This is a genomic window from Zoogloea oryzae (assembly GCF_030161255.1).
Taxonomy (GTDB): domain Bacteria; phylum Pseudomonadota; class Gammaproteobacteria; order Burkholderiales; family Rhodocyclaceae; genus Zoogloea; species Zoogloea oryzae.
This window is the reverse complement of record NZ_BSPX01000049.1, coordinates 1-19,506: the sequence shown is the minus strand read 5'-3', so window position 1 is coordinate 19,506 and position 19,506 is coordinate 1. Positions and strand designations below refer to the sequence as shown.

At 67.8% G+C, this 19,506-nt stretch carries 20 protein-coding genes and 1 pseudogene; 12 read left to right on the top strand and 9 right to left on the bottom strand.

Going from position 1 to position 19,506, the window contains the following annotated elements:
• Nucleotides 1-29: 29 nt before the first annotated feature.
• The 4 genes and pseudogenes from QQK25_RS15210 (at nt 30) to QQK25_RS15195 (ending at nt 3,862) form a co-directional block, all read left to right on the top strand.
• Nucleotides 30-1,529, top strand: coding sequence for a YifB family Mg chelatase-like AAA ATPase (locus QQK25_RS15210; protein ID WP_284188692.1), 1,500 nt, complete (start codon nt 30-32; stop codon nt 1,527-1,529).
• 27 nt (nt 1,530-1,556) lie between these two features.
• Nucleotides 1,557-1,952, top strand: coding sequence for a DUF8785 domain-containing protein (locus QQK25_RS15205; protein WP_284188691.1), 396 nt, complete (start codon nt 1,557-1,559; stop codon nt 1,950-1,952).
• A gap of 45 nt (nt 1,953-1,997) precedes the next feature.
• Nucleotides 1,998-3,203 (top strand): annotated as a pseudogene (locus tag QQK25_RS15200) (multidrug effflux MFS transporter); the annotation flags it as partial.
• Nucleotides 3,200-3,862, top strand: a complete 663-nt coding sequence (locus QQK25_RS15195; protein ID WP_284188690.1) for a ceramidase domain-containing protein — start codon at nt 3,200-3,202, stop codon at nt 3,860-3,862. The pseudogene QQK25_RS15200 and the gene QQK25_RS15195, both read left to right, overlap by 4 nt.
• Before the next feature lie 52 nt (nt 3,863-3,914).
• On the opposite strand, the gene QQK25_RS15190 is transcribed toward QQK25_RS15195, so the two are convergent.
• Nucleotides 3,915-4,460 carry an NUDIX domain-containing protein gene (locus QQK25_RS15190; RefSeq protein ID WP_284188689.1) on the bottom strand — a complete coding sequence of 182 codons (546 nt, stop codon included), beginning with the start codon at nt 4,458-4,460 and terminating at the stop codon, nt 3,915-3,917.
• A 93-nt stretch (nt 4,461-4,553) separates the two neighbouring features.
• On the opposite strand from QQK25_RS15190, the gene QQK25_RS15185 reads away from it, so the two are divergent.
• Nucleotides 4,554-5,264, top strand: coding sequence for a hypothetical protein (locus QQK25_RS15185; protein ID WP_284188688.1), 711 nt, complete (start codon nt 4,554-4,556; stop codon nt 5,262-5,264).
• Between the two features lie 43 nt (nt 5,265-5,307).
• Nucleotides 5,308-6,312 (top strand): MORN repeat-containing protein, encoded by a 1,005-nt coding sequence (locus QQK25_RS15180; protein WP_284188687.1) that lies wholly within the window; start codon nt 5,308-5,310, stop codon nt 6,310-6,312.
• A 39-nt stretch (nt 6,313-6,351) separates the two neighbouring features.
• Here QQK25_RS15180 and QQK25_RS15175 read toward each other — a convergent pair whose 3' ends face one another.
• The 8 genes from QQK25_RS15175 to QQK25_RS15140 form a co-directional block, all read right to left on the bottom strand.
• Nucleotides 6,352-6,897: a putative metalloprotease CJM1_0395 family protein gene (locus QQK25_RS15175; protein ID WP_284188686.1), complete on the bottom strand. Its 546-nt coding sequence runs from the start codon at nt 6,895-6,897 to the stop codon at nt 6,352-6,354.
• A gap of 30 nt (nt 6,898-6,927) precedes the next feature.
• Nucleotides 6,928-7,581 (bottom strand): hypothetical protein, encoded by a 654-nt coding sequence (locus QQK25_RS15170; protein ID WP_284188685.1) that lies wholly within the window; start codon nt 7,579-7,581, stop codon nt 6,928-6,930.
• A gap of 210 nt (nt 7,582-7,791) precedes the next feature.
• The gene (locus QQK25_RS15165) at nt 7,792-8,511 is read right to left on the bottom strand and encodes an ABC transporter ATP-binding protein (protein ID WP_284188684.1); all 720 of its coding nucleotides are present in this window, start codon (nt 8,509-8,511) and stop codon (nt 7,792-7,794) included.
• On the bottom strand, nt 8,508-9,296 hold the full coding sequence (locus QQK25_RS15160; RefSeq protein ID WP_284188683.1) for an ABC transporter ATP-binding protein: 789 nt from the start codon (nt 9,294-9,296) through the stop codon (nt 8,508-8,510). The genes QQK25_RS15165 and QQK25_RS15160 overlap by 4 nt, the downstream gene beginning before the upstream one ends.
• Entirely contained in the window at nt 9,293-10,393 is a 1,101-nt protein-coding gene (locus QQK25_RS15155) for an ABC transporter permease subunit (RefSeq protein WP_284188682.1), read from the bottom strand. The genes QQK25_RS15160 and QQK25_RS15155 overlap by 4 nt, the downstream gene beginning before the upstream one ends.
• Nucleotides 10,394-10,407: 14 nt before the next feature.
• Entirely contained in the window at nt 10,408-11,340 is a 933-nt protein-coding gene (locus QQK25_RS15150) for a branched-chain amino acid ABC transporter permease (RefSeq protein WP_284188681.1), read from the bottom strand.
• A 114-nt stretch (nt 11,341-11,454) separates the two neighbouring features.
• The gene (locus tag QQK25_RS15145) at nt 11,455-12,567 is read right to left on the bottom strand and encodes a branched-chain amino acid ABC transporter substrate-binding protein (RefSeq protein ID WP_284188680.1); all 1,113 of its coding nucleotides are present in this window, start codon (nt 12,565-12,567) and stop codon (nt 11,455-11,457) included.
• Nucleotides 12,568-12,660: 93 nt separating this feature from the next.
• Nucleotides 12,661-13,785 (bottom strand): branched-chain amino acid ABC transporter substrate-binding protein, encoded by a 1,125-nt coding sequence (locus QQK25_RS15140; RefSeq protein ID WP_284188679.1) that lies wholly within the window; start codon nt 13,783-13,785, stop codon nt 12,661-12,663.
• Nucleotides 13,786-13,891: 106 nt separating this feature from the next.
• Here QQK25_RS15140 and bamE point away from each other — a divergent pair, with 106 nt between their 5' ends.
• From bamE to QQK25_RS15110, 6 genes are all read left to right on the top strand, one after another.
• The gene (gene bamE, locus QQK25_RS15135; protein WP_284188678.1) at nt 13,892-14,377 is read left to right on the top strand and encodes an outer membrane protein assembly factor BamE domain-containing protein; all 486 of its coding nucleotides are present in this window, start codon (nt 13,892-13,894) and stop codon (nt 14,375-14,377) included.
• A 230-nt stretch (nt 14,378-14,607) separates the two neighbouring features.
• A complete protein-coding gene (gene exaC, locus QQK25_RS15130; RefSeq protein ID WP_284188677.1) occupies nt 14,608-16,128 on the top strand; it encodes an acetaldehyde dehydrogenase ExaC in 1,521 nt (506 codons plus the stop codon).
• Between the two features lie 86 nt (nt 16,129-16,214).
• A complete protein-coding gene (locus QQK25_RS15125; RefSeq protein ID WP_284188676.1) occupies nt 16,215-16,583 on the top strand; it encodes a DUF779 domain-containing protein in 369 nt (122 codons plus the stop codon).
• Nucleotides 16,584-16,756: 173 nt separating this feature from the next.
• Nucleotides 16,757-17,698 carry an NADH-quinone oxidoreductase subunit B family protein gene (locus tag QQK25_RS15120; RefSeq protein ID WP_284188675.1) on the top strand — a complete coding sequence of 314 codons (942 nt, stop codon included), beginning with the start codon at nt 16,757-16,759 and terminating at the stop codon, nt 17,696-17,698.
• A gap of 7 nt (nt 17,699-17,705) precedes the next feature.
• The gene (locus tag QQK25_RS15115) at nt 17,706-19,241 is read left to right on the top strand and encodes a nickel-dependent hydrogenase large subunit (protein ID WP_284188674.1); all 1,536 of its coding nucleotides are present in this window, start codon (nt 17,706-17,708) and stop codon (nt 19,239-19,241) included.
• Nucleotides 19,242-19,266: 25 nt separating this feature from the next.
• On the top strand, nt 19,267-19,506 hold a 240-nt coding region (locus QQK25_RS15110; RefSeq protein ID WP_284188673.1), incomplete at its 3' end, for a hydrogenase maturation protease.

Here is a 19,506-nt window from a genome sequence, read left to right as displayed (position 1 = left end):
CACTTCGCATTTTTAATGCGGAAGACATCATGAGCCTGGCCGTTCTCGCCAGCCGCGCCCTCGTCGGCCTGCAGGCACCGGAAGTGTGCGTCGAGGTGCATCTGGCCAACGGCCTGCCGGCCTTCACGCTGGTGGGCCTGCCCGACGTGGAAGTGCGCGAGGCCCGGGACCGGGTCCGCGCCGCCCTCCAGACAGGGCAGTTCGAGTTTCCCCAGCGCCGGATCACCGTCAACCTCGCCCCGGCGGATCTACCCAAGGAAGGCGGTTGCTTCGATCTCCCCATCGCCCTGGGCATCCTCGCCGCCTCCGGGCAGATCCCCGCCGACAAGCTTGCTCAGTACGAATTCGCCGGTGAGCTCTCCCTCACCGGCGAGCTGCGCCCGGTGCGCGGCGCCCTGGCCCTGGCCCGGCAGGCCGCCGAGCGCGGGCGCATCCTGATCCTCCCCGCCGCCAACGCCCCCGAAGCCGCGCTGGTCAATGGCGTCACCATCCTCCCGGCGGCCAGCCTGCTGGCGGTGGTCGCCCACCTGTGCGGGCACACGGTCATCGAGCCTTACGCCGGCGCGCCCCTCGTCCAGGCGCCGGACTACCCGGATCTCGCCGACGTGAAAGGCCAGAGCCAGGCCCGCCGCGCCCTCGAAGTCGCCGCGAGCGGGCAGCATTCGCTGCTGTTCTACGGCCCGCCCGGCACCGGCAAGTCGATGCTCGCCCAGCGCCTGCCCGGCCTGCTCCCGCCCATGGGCGATGCCGAGGCCCTGGAAAGCGCGGCCGTGCAGTCGGTCGAGGGCAGCTTCCGCACCGAGCGCTGGCGGCAACGCCCGATGCGTTCGCCGCACCACTCTGCGTCCTCGGCGGCGCTGGTGGGTGGAGGCAGCACGCCGCGGCCGGGCGAGATCAGCCTCGCCCACCACGGCGTGCTGTTCCTCGATGAGCTCCCCGAGTTCGACCGGCGTGTCCTCGAAGCCCTCCGCGAGCCCCTCGAGACCGGCCACATCACCATTTCTCGCGCAGGGCGTCGGGCAGATTTTCCGGCCCGTTTTCAGTTAATTGCTGCCATGAACCCCTGCCCCTGCGGCTACCACGGCCACCCGGACGGCCGCTGCCGGTGTACACCGGACCAGATCGCCCGCTACCGGGGCAAACTCTCCGGCCCGCTGCTCGACCGCATCGATCTGCTCCTCGAGGTGCCCACCCTGCCGGTGGCCGACCTGCAGGGCGCACCGGCAGGCGAAAGCTCGGCGGCAGTGCGCGCCCGGGTCGCCAGGAGCCGCGCCATCCAGCACGCCCGGCAGGGCAAGCCCAACGCCCTGCTGGCCGGCGCGGAGATCGACCAGTGGTGCCAACCGGACGAAAACGGTGTCAAACTGTTGCGAACGGCCATCGAACGCCTGCGTCTCTCGGCGCGCGGTTACCATCGAATCCTGAAAGTCGCGCGTACAATCGCAGACATGAACGAGGCCGAGGTCATCCAGGCCGCCCATGTGGCCGAAGCCATCCAGAGCCGCCGCGGCCTCAGCGCATTCATCTGATCCAATCCATCGAGCAGGAGTCTCCCCGTGGTATCCACCCCATCCGCCGGCGCGCCCCGCGCCAAGAACTGGTTTCTGTGGTTCGTCGGCTTCGTCGTCGCGCTTGTGCTGCTGGCTGCGGCGTACACCTGGCTGGTGCTCAGCTGGAGCTATTCCTCCGGCGAACGCGCCGGCTACGTGCAGAAGTTTTCCCAGAAGGGCTGGCTGTGCAAGACCTGGGAAGGCGAGCTGGCCATCGTCGCGATCCCCGGCAGCCTGCCCGAGATCTTCAAGTTCACCGTACGTGACGACAAGGTCGCCGCCGAGATCAACGCCGTGATGGGCAAGCGCGTCGCCATCAGCTACGACCAGCACCTGGGCATCCCCTCCACCTGCTTCGGCGAGACCGGCTACTACGTGAGCAAGGTCCACGCCGTCGAGTAGGAACCCCGCCCCCTACGGGGTGTCGAACCGCACCCCGCCCCGGAACACCTCTCCATGCCTTATGTCCAGCTGGCGGCGCTGCTTGCAGCGCTCGCCACCGTCGGTCCATTCTCGATCGACACCTACCTCCCGGCCCTGCACGCCATCGGCGCCGACCTGGGCGCCACCACCGTCCAGACCCAGCAGACCCTCACCGCCTACATGCTGCCGATGGCGCTGATGGTGCTGTGGCACGGCGCCATCTCCGACGCCTACGGGCGCAAGCGGGTGATCGTGGTTTCGATGCTGCTGTTCACCGCCGCCTCGGTGCTGTGCGTGTTCGCCGGCAGCATCGAGATGCTGCTGCTGGGCCGGGCGCTGCAGGGCATCAGCGCCGGCGCCGGCATGGTGGTGGGCCGCGCGGTGGTGCGCGACCTCCACGACGGCCCCGCCGCCCAGCGGCTGATGAGCCACGTGAGCATGGCCTTCGCCCTCGGGCCGGCGATCGCCCCCATTCTGGGCGGCTGGATCTTCAGCGCCTTCGGCTGGCGCGCGGTGTTCGTCTTCCTCGCCCTGCTGGGGCTCGTGCTGGCGGCCCTCACGGTCTGGAAGCTCGACGAGACCCACCCGCCGGAAGCCCGCCACCCGCTGCACCCCGGCCCGCTGGCGCGGCGCTACTGGGGCGTGTTCACCTCGCCCGGTTTCCTGCTCCTCACCTTCGCGGTGAGCTACAACTTCAACGGATTCTTCCTGTACGTGCTGTCGGCGCCGGTGTTCCTGATCCAGCACCTGGGCCTGCCCGAAACCGGCTTCGGCTGGTTCTTCATCCCCACCGTGAGCGGCATGATGCTGGGCTCGGCCCTGTCGGCCCGGCTGGCCGGCGCGCTGTCCCCGGCCCGGACGATCGCCCTGGCGCTGGGCATCATGATCCTCGCCGCAGGCATCAACCTCGCCGTCACCAGTCTGATGGCGCCGGGCCTGCCCCAGTCGGTGCTGCCGATCATGCTGTACACCTTCGGCATGGCCATCGGCATGCCCAGCCTGACGCTCCTCGCGCTGGATCAATTCCCCACCCACCGGGGCCTCGCCTCCAGCTGCCAGAGCTTCCTGCAGATGCTGGTCAGCTCGATCACCGCCGGGCTCGTCGCCCCCGCCCTGTGGGATTCGGTGGGCAGCCTCGCCACCGGCATGCTGGCCAACCTCGCTGTCGGCCTGGGCTGTGCCGGGCTGTGGTGGGCCCTGTACCACCGCCGCGGAGGCCAGCCGGCATGAACTGGGCCGAGAACATCGACCTGTACTGCGAGCGCACTGGCCCCGGCCTGTGGGCCGAGCCGCTCAACGCCCTCAGCAACCTCGCCTTCATCGCCGTGGCAATCATCCTGTGGCGTCGGGCGGGGCGCGGTGCGGCGTTCGACCTGCGCCTGCTGATCGGCCTGATCGCCGCGGTGGGCGTCGGCAGCGGAGTGTTCCACACGGTGGCCACCCGCGGCACCGCCATCCTCGATATCGGCTTCATCGCGATCTTCGTGGTGGCCTACTACCAACGCTTCCAGGTACGCGTGCTCGGCCGCAGCACCGCTGCCGCCTGGGCCGGCGTGGGCATCTTCCTGATGCTCACCGGCGGCTTCGTCGCCGCCACCCGGCTGCTGCCGCCCCTGCCCCTGAACGGCTCCGAGATCTACCTGCCGCCCTTCGTGCTGCTGCTGGCCTGCGCGGCCCTGGCCCGACCACGAGCGCCAGCCGTCGCCCGCTGGCTCACGATGGCCTCCGCCCTCTTCGTGGTGAGCCTCACCTGCCGGGCGGTGGATCAGCTGGTGTGCGCCGCGTGGCCGGTGGGCACGCATCTGGGCTGGCATCTGGTGAATGCCGCGATGCTTTACTGCTGCATGGCCGGGTTGCTCACCGCGCCCCGCTACCGCCACTTCGGCTGAACGCAAACGGGACGCCCGAAAGCGCCCCGCCGATGCCGCCCACCGCAGCGGATCAAGCCTTACCCAGCTCCCGCTCGGCCCAGAACAGCGCGGTGATCGTCTTGCTGTCGGTGATGCGGCCGTCGAACACCGCCGCCCGCGCCTCGTCCAGCGTGAGATAGACGATCTCCAGGAACTCCCCCTCGTCCCAGGCGTGGCCCACGTGCGTAAGGCCCTTCGCGAGGAAGATCTCGATGCGCTCGTTCGAGTAGCCGATGCACGGGTGCATCACGCCCAGATGGCGCCAGTCGTCGCCCTCGTAGCCGGTTTCCTCCTGCAGTTCGCGGCGCGCGCAGGCCAGGATATCCTCGTCCGGATCGAGCTTGCCCGCCGGCAGCTCGAGAAAGGCCCGGTGCAGCGGATAGCGGAACTGCCGCTCGAAGATCAGCCGGCCGTCGTCACACACCGGAATCACCAACACCGCACCGGGATGCTTGATGTACTCGCGCACGCCGCTCTTGCCGTCGGGCAGGCGCACCTCGTCGCGAAAGACGTTCAGCAGGCGTCCCTGAAAGACCGGTTCGGAGGTGAGTTGTTCTTCGTGCAGTGGATCGTTCATGCCGGAGGCTCCGGGTAATGGCAAAGGTGGAAGGATGTCACCCACCCGCCGTCATGACCAGCCCCGTCGATCTCCTACGGCATAATCGCGCTCGTGACCGCCACCCTGCCTCCCGCCTTCCCGACGCTCCGCGACCAGCTCCTCGACCCTACTGGCGGGTTGGTCTATCACCTGCGCGCGGCGCGCCACCGCCATCGCCTGTGGGCGCCCTTCCACGCCACCGTGGCAGGCTGGCTAGGCAACTGGCAGCCGGGGCCGACGCAACTGGTGATCGTCGGCCCCAACGCCGGCTACGCCCTGCCGGCAGGCTTTCTCGCCCGCTTTGAGCGCGTCTCGGCGCTGGAGCCCGACCCCATCGCCCGCTGGCTGCTGGCCCGCCGACCCGACGCCGGCCGGCTCGTCTTCGACCGCCTCGACTGCCTGACGACACCCGACGGCCTGGCGATGCTGGCGGCACGCTTTCCCGATGCGGCGATCCTGTTTTCCAACCTCCTCGGCCAGCTCGACGCGCCCGGGGAAAGCTGGGCCGAACTGCTCGCCCGCCATCTGCCCGCGCACCCGTGGGCGAGCTACCACGACGTGATCTCGACCACCACGCCGCCGGCCCGCGACACGCCTTGCGAAGTGACCGACGACGCAACGCTGGCCGACGTGCTCGCGCGGTTCTGGACGGGCGGTGAGCTCGCGGTGACCGACCACGCCACCTTCCGCCTGGGCGGCGCCGGGCCGCGGCGCTACGCGGTGTGGCCGATCACGCCGCGGCGCTGGCATCTGGTGGAGTGGGTGGAGCACGCCCCCGCCTGAACCACCGTTCATAAAATATGCAACGCCTCTGCAGATCGGATTGGTGAAACAATTCCAGGCTGCCTCCACCTCGCGGCTGCAAAGCCCACCCACCGCCATGACCAAGAAGACCGCATTCCTGCACGCACTGTTCGCGCTCCTGTCCTGCCTCTCATGGCTCGCCCACGCCGGCGAGTGGATCGCCGATGCAAACCAGTGCCAGATCTGGAACCCCTTCCCCGCCCCCGGCGAAACCGTCGTGTGGAGCGGCGAATGCAAGAACGGCCGGATCTCCGGCCCCGGCTCCCTGACCTGGTCCCGGCACGGCAGGTTCGCCTCGCGGGAGGACGGCAACTTCATCGACGGGAAACTTCAGGGTGAAGGCACGGACACCCTCGCCAACGGCGACAGCTACGCGGGCGATTACGTCGACACCATGTTCCAGGGCTTCGGCGTCTTCAAGAACGCCTGCTGCGGCCCGAACGGCTGTCCCGACAACTGCGTGAAGCGGGGCTGGTGGCAGGAAGGCAGGCTTCAGCACACCTGCGCCTCACGGGAGGCCTGCCAGAAGATCGTGAAGCTGGAAGACCTCGTCCGCAAGGCCGAAAGGGAACTTCGCTGCGACGATGCCCAGAAGCTCGACCAGGAACTCAAGACCCTCGCCCGCGGCGTGCTGGACTACGCCAGCTGCGCCCGGGAGCGCCAGTTCAACCAGACCCTGAAGAGCAGCGACCCCCAGGAGATGTACCTGGCTGCCGGCCGCTACGAATCCGACGGCGACCGGGGTCGGGCCAAGGCGGTTTATCGGCGGATGGTCGATCGTTTCCCGAAGCATGCTATGGCCATCAAGGCCACCGACCGACTGACCCGCCTGGCCGACGTGGAGTCGGTGGAGGCCTCCAACCAGAACGCCATCAACCGGATGGAAGATGCCCAGCGCGAGGCCCGCAGCGCCTCCTACAACCAGTGCCTGAACCGCTACTCCGCGTGTCAGAGCAGTTGCGACGGCCTGCGGGATTCGTCCTCTCGGAACAGCTGTCGGAGCGGCTGCGCCTCCTGTTCGCGCTGACGCCCTCCGCGCGCTGACGGCACCGGAAGGCGCGGCCGCTCAGGCGTAGGTATCGACTCGGCTGCCGCTGCCCGCACTGGCGCTGGCGATGGCCGCGTAGCTGGCGGCGGGGCCGCTGACGTTGGCATCGGCGGAAATTTCATTGTCCGGGACATCGCTCGAAAGCTTGCTGGCCGAGATCTCGAGACGCGCCTCGACGGCCATCCGGTCGGCCTGGCTGGCCACCTGCCGATCCTGCGCCGACGGGTCGGCCGGCGCGAGGGCGGCGGCGCGGATGCGTTCGGCCCGGGCGAGGGTTTCTTCCGGCGTGCGGCCCTGGGAGACATCGATGCCCACCTCGCCACCGACTGCGTAGCGCTTGCCGTCCGGCCCGGTCTCGTAGGTAAAGCTGGCGCCGTGGGTGATGAGGCCCGAGCCGGCAGCCATGTGGGCCGATTCGTGGGCACGGACGACCCGGTCGCGGGCCTGCAGGCGATCGACGATCCGCTGGTCGGACTCGGACAGCGTCAATCGCGCCGCCTGCCCGGCGACACCGGAGGAACGCAGGGTGGGGGCCGTCGCAGCCCCGAGCGCGGAAACCGACATGCCTGAAAAGGAAGAACGCGTTACTGGCGCTTAAAGCCTAGACCGAAAAAAGCGCTTCGTCAGCTTCGCGCCCGCGATATTTCGCCGGGCACCCGTGCCCATGCGCCGCCGCGACAAGGCCAGCAGCCCCATGCCCAGCAGCAGCAGCGTGCCAATCGCCGGCTCGGTGACGGCAACGACCACTGGCGTCTGGGTGCCGGAAAAACGGCCCGCCCCGGTAAAGCCAAGGCCGGTGACAAAGGCGGTCGGGTCGGCCGGATCGAGCCCGGCGGAGACCTCGATGCCGGTCACCTGGAAACGATCAACGCCGGCCGCGCCAAAATCGTAGGTCACGCCCCCGGCCAGATCGCCCGCCAGCAGCTGCAGCGCGCCGGCGGAATCGAAACCGAAGAGGTCATACAGGCCGTCGCCAATGCCGGCGGGCAGCAGCACCGAGCGGAAGTTGGGGTCGCCGGCGCCAATGGCGTAGGTGTAGCCCACGGCCACGTAGGGGTCGATGTAGAAGGTTTCGCCGGGAACGACGGCCACATCGAAGCGAAAGCTGCCGTCGGCAACGGCCACCGGCAGGTGCACCGCCGGCCCGGCCACGACGGACAGCGCCGGCAACGGCATCATGCAGGCAAGGGCCAGAAGCGCTGGACAGAGCCGGCGGAAAATCGAACTGAAGGGGTTGAGGAGCGTCATGCGCTGATCCGCTATTGTTGTCGTTGTCTGACACCCGCATGAAAGTTGCGAGGGTCGGATCAACATCAAGCAATTTGCGCACCAAAGCGTGAAAAACCTGACACAGCGCGGCTTACAGTTTTACACCGGCACCCAAAATGGGCGCCGGTGTAAAAAATCCTGACAGCATCCACGGCTGCCGGCGCGGAGCCCCGGCAGCGCAGAACGGCGCTACACCTCGCCCAGATAGGCGGCGCGCACCTTCGGATCGGCCAGCAGCGCGTCGCCCGAACCGGTGAGGGTGATGTGGCCGGATTCCATCACGTAGGCCCGCTGGGAGAACTCCAGCGCCAGGTTGGCGTTCTGTTCCACCAGCAGGATGGTCACGCCCTCGGCGGCCACCGAGCTGATCACCTCGAAGATCTTCTCGACCACCAGCGGCGCGAGGCCCATGGAAGGCTCGTCGAGGAGCAGCAGCTTGGGCCGCGACAGCAGCGCCCGGCCGATGGCGACCATCTGCTGCTCGCCGCCCGATAGCGTGCCCGCCACCTGCTGGAGTCGCTCCTTGACCCGCGGCAGCATGGTGAACACGCGCTCCAGATCGGCCTCGACGGCGTCGTCATCGCGCCGGCAGTAGGCGCCCATGCGCAGGTTTTCCTCGACCGTGAGGCGGGTGAAGATGCCGCGCCCCTCGGGCACCAGCGCCAGGCCCTGGCGCAGCCGCTTGTGGGCAGGCAGCTTTTCGATGCGCTGGCCGTTGTAGAGCAGCTCGCCGCCCGCGATGGGCAGGGTGCCGGCGATGGCGTTGAGGGTGGTGGTCTTGCCCGCGCCGTTGGCGCCGATCAGCGACACCAGCTCGCCAGTGGCAAGTTCCAGATCGATGCCCTTGACGGCCTCGATGGCGCCATAGGCGATGCGCAGGTCGCGCAGTTGCAGGATCGGAGCACTCATGCCGCAGCCCCCGCCTTGGCGGTACCGTGGCCGCCCAGGTAAGCGGCGATCACGGCGTCGTTCTGCTGGACCATGGCCGGCACGTCCTCGGCGATCTTCTTGCCGAAATCGAGCACCGCCAGGCGGTCGCACAGGCCCATCACCAGCTTCACGTCGTGCTCGATGAGCAGCACGGTCACGCCGTCGTGGCGGATTGTCTGGACGAGCTCGCGGAGCTTGGCGGTTTCGGTGGCGTTCATGCCGGCGGCGGGTTCGTCGAGGGCCAGCAGTTGCGGCTCGGTGGCCAGCGCGCGGGCGATCTCGAGGCGGCGCTGGTCGCCGTAGGAGAGGTTCTTGGACACGGTATCGGCAAAGCGCTCGATGCCCACGTAGCGGAGCAGTTCGAAGGCGCGTTCGGTGATGAGGTGCTCCTCTTCCCGGGCCTTACGGGTCTGCAGCAGGATCGAGAAGGGGTTGGCGCGGGAGCGGATGTGGTGGCCGGCCATCACGTTCTCCAGCGCGGTCATCTCGCGGAAGAGCCGGATGTTCTGGAAGGTGCGGGCGATGCCGGCGGCCACCACCAGGTGCGGCTTGCCGGTGGGCAGTTCCGTGCCGTTGAAGACCAGCTCGCCCTCTTCGGGCACGTAGGCGCCGGTGAGCACGTTGAAGAAGGTCGTCTTGCCGGCGCCGTTGGGGCCGATGAGGCCGTACACCTCGCCCTTGCGGATGGTCAGCGACACGTCGGACAGCGCGGTGAGGCCGCCGAAGCGCTTGGTGATGTTCTTGGCTTCGAGGAGGGTGATCACGCCTTGCCCTCCTTGCCCACGACGAGCTCCGGCTTCGAGTAGCGGCTGTGGGCGGGGATCAGCCCGGCCGGGCGCAGCAGCATCATGAAGATCATCGCCAGGGACAGCAGCAGCATGCGCAGCACCTCGGGGTCGAGGATGACCTTGTCGAACACCGCCTGCTGCACCGGCACCGCCACGTAGCGCAGCACCTCGGGCAGCGCGGTGAGGGCCAGCGCGCCGACGATCACACCGGCCAGGTTGCCCATGCCGCCGAAGACGATCATCGTGAGCACGGCGATGGATTCCATCAGCGAGAAGCTCTCGGGCGACACGAAGCCCTGGAAGGCCGCGAACAGCCCGCCCGACACGCCGCCGAAAGTGGCGCCCAGCGAGAACGCCAGCAGCTTCATGTTGCGGGTGTTGATGCCGATGGCCTTGGCCGCCAGCTCGTCGTCGCGGATCGCCGCCCACGCCCGCCCGACGCGCGACACCTGCAGGCGCTGCACCAGCAGCACCGACAGCGCCACGAAGGCGAGGAACACGTAGTAGTACAGGAACAACGAGTTGATGGTGATCTCGTCGCCCACCTTGAGGGGTTTGGAGATGTCCCAGCCGAAGAGCACCAGCGGGTCGATCATGTTGATGCCCTGTGGCCCGTTGGTGATGTTGATCGGGTGGTTCAGGTTGTTCATGAAGATGCGCACGATCTCGCCGAAGCCCAGGGTGACGATGGCGAGGTAGTCGCCCCGCAGGCGCAGCGTGGGCAGGCCGAGGATGATCCCGGCCAGCGCCGCAAACGCCGCGCCCATCGGCAGCACCAGCCAGAAAGGCAGATGCAGCTCGAAGTGGGGCGAGGCCAGGAAGGCGAAGGTGTAGGCGCCCACCGCGTAGAAGGCGATGTAGCCGAGGTCGAGCAGGCCGGCAAAGCCCACCACGAGGTTGAGGCCGATCGCCAGCATCACGTAGAGCATGGCGAAATCGAGGATGCGCACCCAGGTCTTGCCGAACAGCATGGCGATGAGCGGCGCGCCGAAGGCGATGGCGAGCACCACCCAGCGGGCGGCCGCCGGGTTGCGCTTGCCGAGATACGGAATGGCGAGGGCGAGTTCGTTCATGGTGACAGTGGTCCTCAGGCGCGGTCGGCCACGCGTTCGCCAAGCAGGCCGGTAGGCCGGAAGATCAGCACGATGCCGAGGATGAGGAAGGCGAAGATGTCCTGGTAGCTGGAGTTGAGGAAGCCGAAGCTCATGTCCTCGATGTAGCCGGCGCCGATGGACTCCACCAGCCCCAGCACGATGCCGCCGAGCATCGCGCCGGCCAGGTTGCCGATGCCGCCCAGCACCGCCGCGGTGAAGGCCTTGAGGCCAGGCATGAAGCCCATCGCGTAGTGGGCGATGCCGTAGTTGGACGAGTACATCACGCCCGCCACCGCGGCCAGGGCCGAGCCGATGACGAAGGTGGCCGCGATGATCTTGTTGGTGTCGACGCCCATCAGGCTGGCGACCCGGTGGTTTTCGGCCGTGGCGCGCATGGCGCGGCCGAGGCGCGTTTTGTTGACCAGCAGCACCAGCCCGATCATCAGCACCGCCGACACGACCAGGATGACGATCTGCACCGGGGTGATGAACACGCCGGCCACCGGCTCGATGGGCGTGGTGGAGACCAGCTGTGGGAATGTGTGGTAGTTGCGGCCCCAGATGATCATCGCGAGGGTCTGGAGCAGGAAGGACACGCCGATGGCGGTGATCAGCGGGGCGAGCCGCGGCGCGTTGCGCAGGCGGCGGTAGGCGGTGCGCTCGATGGTGTAGCCGAGGATCATGCACACCACGACCGAGATGCCGAGCCCGGCGAGGAGCGTGGGCACCAGGCCGAGCTCGGGGTAGTGGGTCTGGAGCAGGCTGATGGCTTCGAGGGCCACCAGCGCGCCAACCATCAGCACGTCGCCGTGGGCGAAGTTGATGAGCCCGAGAATGCCGTAGACCATCGTGTAGCCGAGGGCGATCAGCGCATACACGCTGCCGACCACGAGGCCGTTCACGGTTTGCTGGAGGAGGGTTTCCATGGACGATGCGACCCGGAGAGGGTGGAGAAGCGGGAGGGCGATTGTAGTCCGGCGGCCATCAGGCGGAGCCACCGGGCCGGAGCGCGCCGCAGCGGCTCCGGCATCGGAGACGTATTACTGCACCGGCTCCCACTTGCCGCCCTTGAACTGATAGACGGTGACGGCGCCGTCCTTGATGTCGCCCTTGGCGTCGAAGGCCACCGTGCCGATCACGCCGGGGAAGTTGACCTTGCCGATGGCCGGCGCGTACTTGGCCGGGTCGGACGAGTTGGCGGCCTTCATGGCCTCGATGATCGCCGAGGCGGCGTCGTAGGCGTAGGGCGCGTAGATCTGCACGTCGGCGTTGAAGCGCTTCTTGAAGCGAGCGTTGAAATCCTTGCCGCCCGGCATCTTGTCCAGCGGCAGGCCCGGCTGCGTGCAGTAGGCGTTGGGGCCGATGGCGTCGCCGGCCAGCTTGATGATCTCGCCGGTGCAGCCGCCGTCGCCGGTGATGAACTTGGCGTTGATACCCAGCTGCTTGATCTGCTTGAGCATCGGGCCGCCCTGGGTGTCCATGCCGCTGTAGACGATCACGTCCGGCGTCTTGCCCTTGATGCGGGTGAGGATGGCGAGGAAATCGGTGGCCTTGTCGCTGGTGAATTCACGGGTCACCACGGTGCCGCCGCTGGCCTTGACGGCCTTGTCCACCTCGTCGGCGAGGCCCTGGCCGTAGGCGGTGCGGTCGTCGATGATGGCGACCTTCTTGCCCAGCACGGTGGCCGCATACTTGCCGATGCCCAGGCCCTGCTGCACGTCGTTGGCGATGGTGCGGAACGTGGACTTGAAGTTCTGCTGGGTGAGCCGGGGGTTGGTGGAGGCCGGCGAGACCTGCGGGACGCCGCCTTCGTTGTAGATGCGCGAGGCGGGGATGGAGGCGCCCGAATTGAGGTGGCCGACCACGCCCTTCACGCCCGCATCGACCAGCCGCTGGGCCACGGTGGTGGCGGTCTTCGGGTCGGCCGCGTCGTCTTCGGCCATCACTTCGAACTTCACCTTCTTGCCGCCCAGGGTCACGCCCTTGGCGTTGTATTCCTCGACGGCGAGACGCACGCCGTTCTCGATGTCCTTGCCCAGGTGCGACTGGGTGCCGGTGAGCGGCGCGGCGGTGCCGAGCTTGACGACTTCCTGGGCCTGCACGGCGGATGCACCAAGACCGAGCACGGCGAGGGCAACAAGGGTGATTTTCATGCGGTTTTCTCCTCTGGAGGGTTCAGGCAGGGCGTTTCAAGCAAATTCGGCGCCACCCGGGCGGCGCCGTGTCGATCGTTTCGGGGCCGGGCCTCAGGGCCGGACTTCCCACTTGCCGGCGTTGAACTGGTAGAGCGCCACGCCGCCTTCGCGCACGTCGCCGTTGGCGTCGAAGGCGATGTTGCCGGTGACGCCCTTGAAGGCCACCTTCTGCATCAGCGGCAGGTATTTCTCGGGCTCGGCCGAGTTGGCGAGCTTCATGGCCTCGATGAGGGCGCTGGCGGCGTCGTAGCTGTAGGGCGCGTAGAGCTGCACCGGCACACCGAAGCGCTTGGTGAAGCGCTCGTTGAAGGCCTTGCCGGCGGGCATCTTGTCCATCGGGATGCCGGCCTGGGTGCAATACACGTCGCTGCTCATGGCGGTGCCGGCGATCTTGATCATCTCGGCGGTGCACGCTCCATCACCGCCCAGATATTTGGCGGTGATGCCGAGCTGCTTCATCTGCTTGAGGAGCGGCGCGCCCTGGGCGTCCATCCCACCGTAGAAGATCGCATCGGGCTTGGCGGCCTTGAGCTTGGTGAGGATGGCTGCGAAGTCGGTGGCCTTGTCGTTGGTGAACTCGCGCCCCACCGGCTTCACGCCGCGCTGCTTGAGGCTGTCGACCAGCGCGTCGGCCAGGCCCTGGCCGTAGGCGGTACGGTCGTCGATCACCGCGATGCGCTGGGCCTTCAGCACATCCACCGCAAAGCGGGCCATCGCGTTGCCCTGCTGGATATCGTTGGCGATGACCCGGTAGGTGGTCTTGAAGCCCTGGCGGGTCAGCTTGGGGGTGGTGGACGACGGCGTGACCGCGGGCACGCCGCCCTGCTCGTAGATGCGCGAGGCGGGGATCGCGGCGCCGGAGGTGACATGCCCGACCACGCCCTTCACGCCGGCATCCACCAGCCGCTGGGCGACGGTGGTGGCGGTGCGCGGGTCGGCCTGGTCGTCCTCGGCCATCAGCTCGAACCGGGCTTTCTGGCCGCCGAGGGTCACACCCTTCGCGTTGGCATCCTCCAGCGCCAGCTGGGCGCCGAACTGCTCGTCTTTGCCCACGTGGGAAATCGGCCCGGTGAGCGGGCCGGCAAAACCAATCTTGACCACCACGTCGGCGAGCACCGCGGTGCTCGCGGCCATCGTCACACCGGCCACGGCCAGCATCGTCACGGAGCGTTTCACCTGTTCATCCTCCACAAAGGGTGTTCATGCCAGAATGGGCTGATTGTAACCAAGCCCGGCCATTTTGGCGGGTTGCCGCCACCTCGACACCGCGGGAGACCCTCCGATGCGTAAACTGCTGTCTTTCCTTCTTGGCGCCCTGGCCCTCGTTGGGCTCGCGGGCTGCGACGCGGTCAACATGAAAGACCTCAAACCCGGCGTATCCACCGGCTACGACGTACGCGACAAGTTCGGCACGCCCGGCATCGAATGGCGCAACGACGATGGCAGCGTGACCTGGGAATACACCCGCCAGCCCCAGGGCACCGAATGCTTCATGATCACCGTAGGGCCAGACAACATCCTGCGCAGCATCGAGAACGTGCTCACCCCCGCCAACTTCGCCCGCGTCCAGCCCGGCTGGACGAAGGACCAGGTGCGCCGCCTGCTGGGCAAGCCGCGTTCGGTGCAGAAGTTCGCCCTCAAGAAGGAAGAAGTGTGGGACTGGCGCCTGCCGCCGGAATTCAACGCCAACGTCTTCTTCAACGTCCATTTTGACGAGGCCGGCGTGGTCACCGGCACCAGCCGTTCGACCGAACAAAAGAGCAATTGAACCCCGGCAGGTGCTCCAGCGTGCACATGGCATGGAGCACCTGTTCAGATATTGGACACTTCGCAGCACAGTCCGCCGCGGCGCAGCATTTTTCCGCCCGTTCTCCAAGCGGCTGATAAACAAGACTTTTGACCACATAGGCCGACTTGATTGCCTGCTGGCACGCGCCCTGCTGAATAGACGTCAACGCTGCACGAAGCGTTTTCGATCAAATTCAGGAGGAGACTTCCATGCTGTATGCACTGCCCGGTTCTGCAGACGCCAAGGTTCAATACAAGTCCAAGTACGACAACTTCATCGGCGGCAAGTGGGTTGCCCCGGTCAAGGGTGAGTACTTCGACGTCATCACCCCGATCACCGGCAAGCCCTACACCCAGGCTGCCCGCTCCGGCGCCGAAGACGTGGAACTGGCCCTGGACGCCGCCCACGCTGCTGCCGACAAGTTCGGTCGCACCCCGGCTGCCGAGCGTGCCAACCTCCTCCTGAAGATCGCCGACCGCCTCGAAGCCAACATCGAGAAGCTCGCCTACGCCGAGACCGTCGATAACGGCAAGGCCATCCGCGAAACCCTGAACGCCGACATCCCCCTGGCTGTCGACCACTTCCGCTACTTCGCCGGTTGCCTGCGCGCCCAGGAAGGTGGCATCTCCGAGATCGACGAGAACACCGTCGCCTACCACTTCCACGAGCCCCTGGGCGTCGTCGGCCAGATCATCCCCTGGAACTTCCCGATCCTGATGGCCGCCTGGAAGCTGGCCCCCGCCATCGGCGCCGGCAACTGCGTGGTCCTGAAGCCCGCCGAATCCACCCCGATCTCGATCCTGATCCTGACCGAACTGATCGCCGACCTGCTGCCGCCGGGCGTGCTGAACATCGTCAATGGCTACGGCCGTGAAGCCGGCATGCCGCTGGCCACCAGCCGCCGCATCGCCAAGATCGCCTTCACCGGCTCCACCGCCACCGGCCGCGTGATCGCCCAGGCCGCCGCCACCAGCCTGATCCCCGCCACCCTCGAGCTGGGCGGCAAGTCCCCCAACATCTTCTTCGAGGACATCATGGCGGCCGACGACGCCTTCCTCGACAAGGCCGTCGAAGGCATGGTGCTGTTCGCCTTCAACCAGGGCGAAGTGTGCACCTGCCCGTCCCGCGCCCTGATCCAGGAATCGATCTACGACCGCTTCATGGAAAAGGTCATGGCCCGCGTCAAGGCCATCAAGCAGCTCAGCCCCCTCGACACCGACAGCATGATGGGCGCCCAGGCTTCCCAGGATCAGCTGAACAAGATCATGGCCTACATGGAGATCGGTCGTCAGGAAGGCGCCCAGTGTCTGGTCGGCGGCGACCGCACCCACATGGACGGCGACCTGGCCGGCGGCTACTACATCCAGCCGACCCTGTTCAAGGGCCACAACAAGATGCGCGTGTTCCAGGAAGAGATCTTCGGGCCGGTGCTGGCCGTGACCACCTTCAAGGACGAAGCCGAAGCCCTCGAAATCGCCAACGACACCCCGTACGGCCTCGGCGCCGGCGTGTGGAGCCGTGACGGCAGCCGCGCCTACCGCATGGGCCGCAACATCAAGGCCGGCCGCGTGTGGACGAACTGCTACCACGCCTACCCGGCCCACGCCACCTTCGGCGGCTACAAGGAATCCGGCATCGGTCGCGAAACCCACAAGATGATGCTCGACCACTACCAGCAGACCAAGAACCTGCTGGTCAGCTACAGCCCGAACGCCCTCGGCTTCTTCTGATGTGTTTGTGTCGTCCCTGTTGTAAGTAAGGCAAGGTGTTGCGGGGCGGGAGGAATCCCGTCCCGCTTTTTTCTTGGAGGAGCCCCATGACACCACGGATCATCGCCACCGACGCCGCCCTCGCCTTCATCGACGAGCTGCGCGCCGAGTTCGGCCCCCTGATGTTCGTGCTCTCCGGCGGCTGCTGCGACGGCAGCGTGCCCAACTGCTACAAGCTCGGCGAGGTCATCCCCGGCCAGACCATGCTGCTGATCGGCGAAGTGGGCGGCGCCCCCTTCTACCTGGGTCACCAGGAGTTCGCCTACTACGGTTCGTCCCAGCTCACCCTCGACGTGCAGCCCGGCGGCGGCGGGGATTTCTCCCTCGACTGCGGCAAGGGACGTGCCTTCGTCACCCGCTCGCGCCTGCTCTCCGACGACGAGATCGCCACGCTGGCGCCGATTTCGCCCGGGTAGCCCGCGCTCCAGCATTGCCCGATCACCCCGCGGCGTATATCTTTCTGTATAGATCGCCTAAAGCTGTCACAGGCATCTGACGTAAGAGGACACGAGTACGGCCCTGCCTGTCCGTAGGTCGGCTCGTCCGCGCCCCTTCCGGCGCGAGCAACTCCAGCCCGGCGGAACCCACGATGGCAACCCTTCTCTGGCTTCAGACCGGCGCATGCAGCGGCGACACCATGTCGCTGCTGAACGCCGACAGCCCCTCGGTCGAAAGCCTCGTCAAAAACGGCAGCCTCGACATCCTGTGGCACCCATCCCTCAGCGCAAAGCCCGCCGGTGCGCTGGGCGAGCTGATCGCCGCCATCGAGGCCGGCACCCAGCGCCTCGACATCCTGTGCGTCGAAGGCAGCATGATCACCGGCCCCTACGGCACCGGCATGTTCGACAGCTACCGGGGCCGCGCCAAGATCGACATCGCCCGGGCCCTGGCTGCGCGGGCGCGCCACGTGGTGGCGGTGGGCACCTGCTCGGCCTTTGGCGGCATTCCCGCCGCGCCGCCCAACCCCACCGACTGCACCGGCCTGCAGTTCGACCGCGAACAGCCCGGCGGCATGCTCCCGCCCGAATGGCGCTCGGGCTCGGGCAACCCGGTGATCAACCTGGCCGGCTGCCCGGTGCATCCAAACACCATCACCCGCAGCCTCGCGCTGCTGGCCCAGGACCAGCCCCTCGAGCTGGACTTCCTCAACCGCCCCCGCGCCTTTTTCAGCAGCACGGTGCACCAGGGCTGCACGCGTAACGAGTACCACGAGTACGACATCGAGGAGAAGGACTTCGGCGGCCGTGGCTGCCTGTTCTTCAATCTCGGCTGCCAGGGCCCCAACACCCTCGCCAACTGCAACAGCGACCTGTGGAACCGGCGCAGCAGCAAGACCCGCGCCGGCGTGCCCTGCTTCGGCTGCACCTCACCGGGCTTCCCCCGCGACGGCGACCTGTTCCGCACCGAAAAGATCGGCGCCGTGCCGGTGGCCCTGCCCCTGGGCGTCTCCCGCGCCCACTACATGGCCTACAAGAACCTCGCCCACGCCGCTGCGCCGCTGCGCATCAAGAACCGGGACATGGAGACCTGACCCCACCATGGCCCGCACCACCCTCAACGTCGATCTCAACCGCGTCGAAGGCGACCTGGAGTTCCAGGTGGACCTGGACGGCAACCGCATCGTCGACGCCCGCTGCGTCGGCACCCTGTTCCGTGGCTTCGAGCAGCTCCTGATCGGCCGCGCCCCCAAGGACGGCCTCGTCATCACCCCGCGGGTATGCGGCATCTGCGGCACCGCCCACCTGTACACCGCCGCCCTCGCGCTGGAGCGCCTCGCCCAGCTGCCGGTACCGCCCCAGGCCACGCTGATCCGCAACCTGTGCCTGATGGCCGAGAACGTCCAGAGCGACCTGCGCCAGAGCTTCCTGTTCTTCACGCCGGATTTCATCCACCCGCGCTACGCCGGCCAGCGCCTGTACCCGGACATTGAAGCCGCCTTCGCGCCGCTCAAGGGCAAGGTGGTGCGCTCCACGCTGGCGGTGTCCCGCAAGGTGGTCGAGCTGGTGGCGATCTTCGGCGGACAGTGGCCCCACTCGTCCTACATGCTGCCCGGCGGCGTCACCCGCGGCGCCTCCGCCCGCGACCTGATCGACTGCCAGGACATCGTCGATCAGGCCATCGAGTGGTACGAGCGGGACGCCATCGGCGACAGCCTCGACAACTGGCTGGCCCTCGACAGCAGCGACGCCTTCTTCAGCTGGCTCGAGGCCGACGCCCACGCCGCCAGCGCCATCGGCCTCCTCACCCGCTTTTCCCGCGCCATCGGCCTGCAGAAGATCGGCGGTGGCGCCCGCCATTTCCTGTCGGCCGGCGCCTGGCACGACCCGCAGCGCTGGGCCCCGCCCTACACCGACGGCGCCACCCTGATGCCCGCCGGCATCTACCACGCCGACGGGGCCCGCCTCGAAGCCTTCGACCAGGCCCTCGTCAACGAGCACGTCCGCCACGCCTGGTATCGCCCCTACCCCGGCGGCCGCCACCCCTTTGCCGGCGAGACGGTGCCCGACTACCAGCCCGACACCGACCGCTACACCTGGGCCAAGGCCCCGCGCTACGGCGAGCTGGTCGTCGAGACCGGTCCGCTGGCCGAGCTCCTCGCCGGCGGCGACGCCCTGGTGGCCAGCCTGCTCGCCCTCGAAGGCCGCAACACCTGGCTGCGCCAGTTCGCCCGCCTGCGCCGCACCGCCCACACCCTGCACTGGATGAAGCACCATCTGGCCGAGCTTGCCGGCCTGATCGGCACGCCCCACTACCTGCCGCCCCCCGCCGACGCCTTCCAGAATGGCGAAGGCTACGGCTTCGTGCAGGCCGCCCGCGGCACCCTCGGCCACTGGCTGCAGATCGAAGACGGCCGCATCAGCCGCTACCAGATCGTTACCCCCACCGCCTGGAACGCCTCGCCGAAAGACAGCGCCGGCCGCCACGGGCACTGGGAGGAAAGCGTGATCGGCGTCGAGCTCGCCGACCCGGCCGACCCTATCGAGATCGGCCACATCGTCCGCTCCCACGACCCGTGCCTGGTGTGCACCGTGCATTTCGTGGGCAGCGGGGAGCGCCATCGCTATGGCGTCTGACCTTCCTCGAGAGGGACGGGGCAATGTGCCCCGCACCCTTCACATCATCTGCTTCGGCAACGAGCTGCACGGCGACGACGGCTTCGGCCCCGCCGTGCACGCGCGCCTTGCCGCCGGGCCGCTGCCCGCCGGGGTGCGCCTGATGCGCGCCGACCTGGCCGGGCTCGGCGCCATCAACTGCTTCGAAGGCTGCGACGAGGCCATCCTCGTCGACGCCGTCGCCGGCTTTGGCCCCCCGGGCTCGCTGCATGAGCTCGACGCCGCC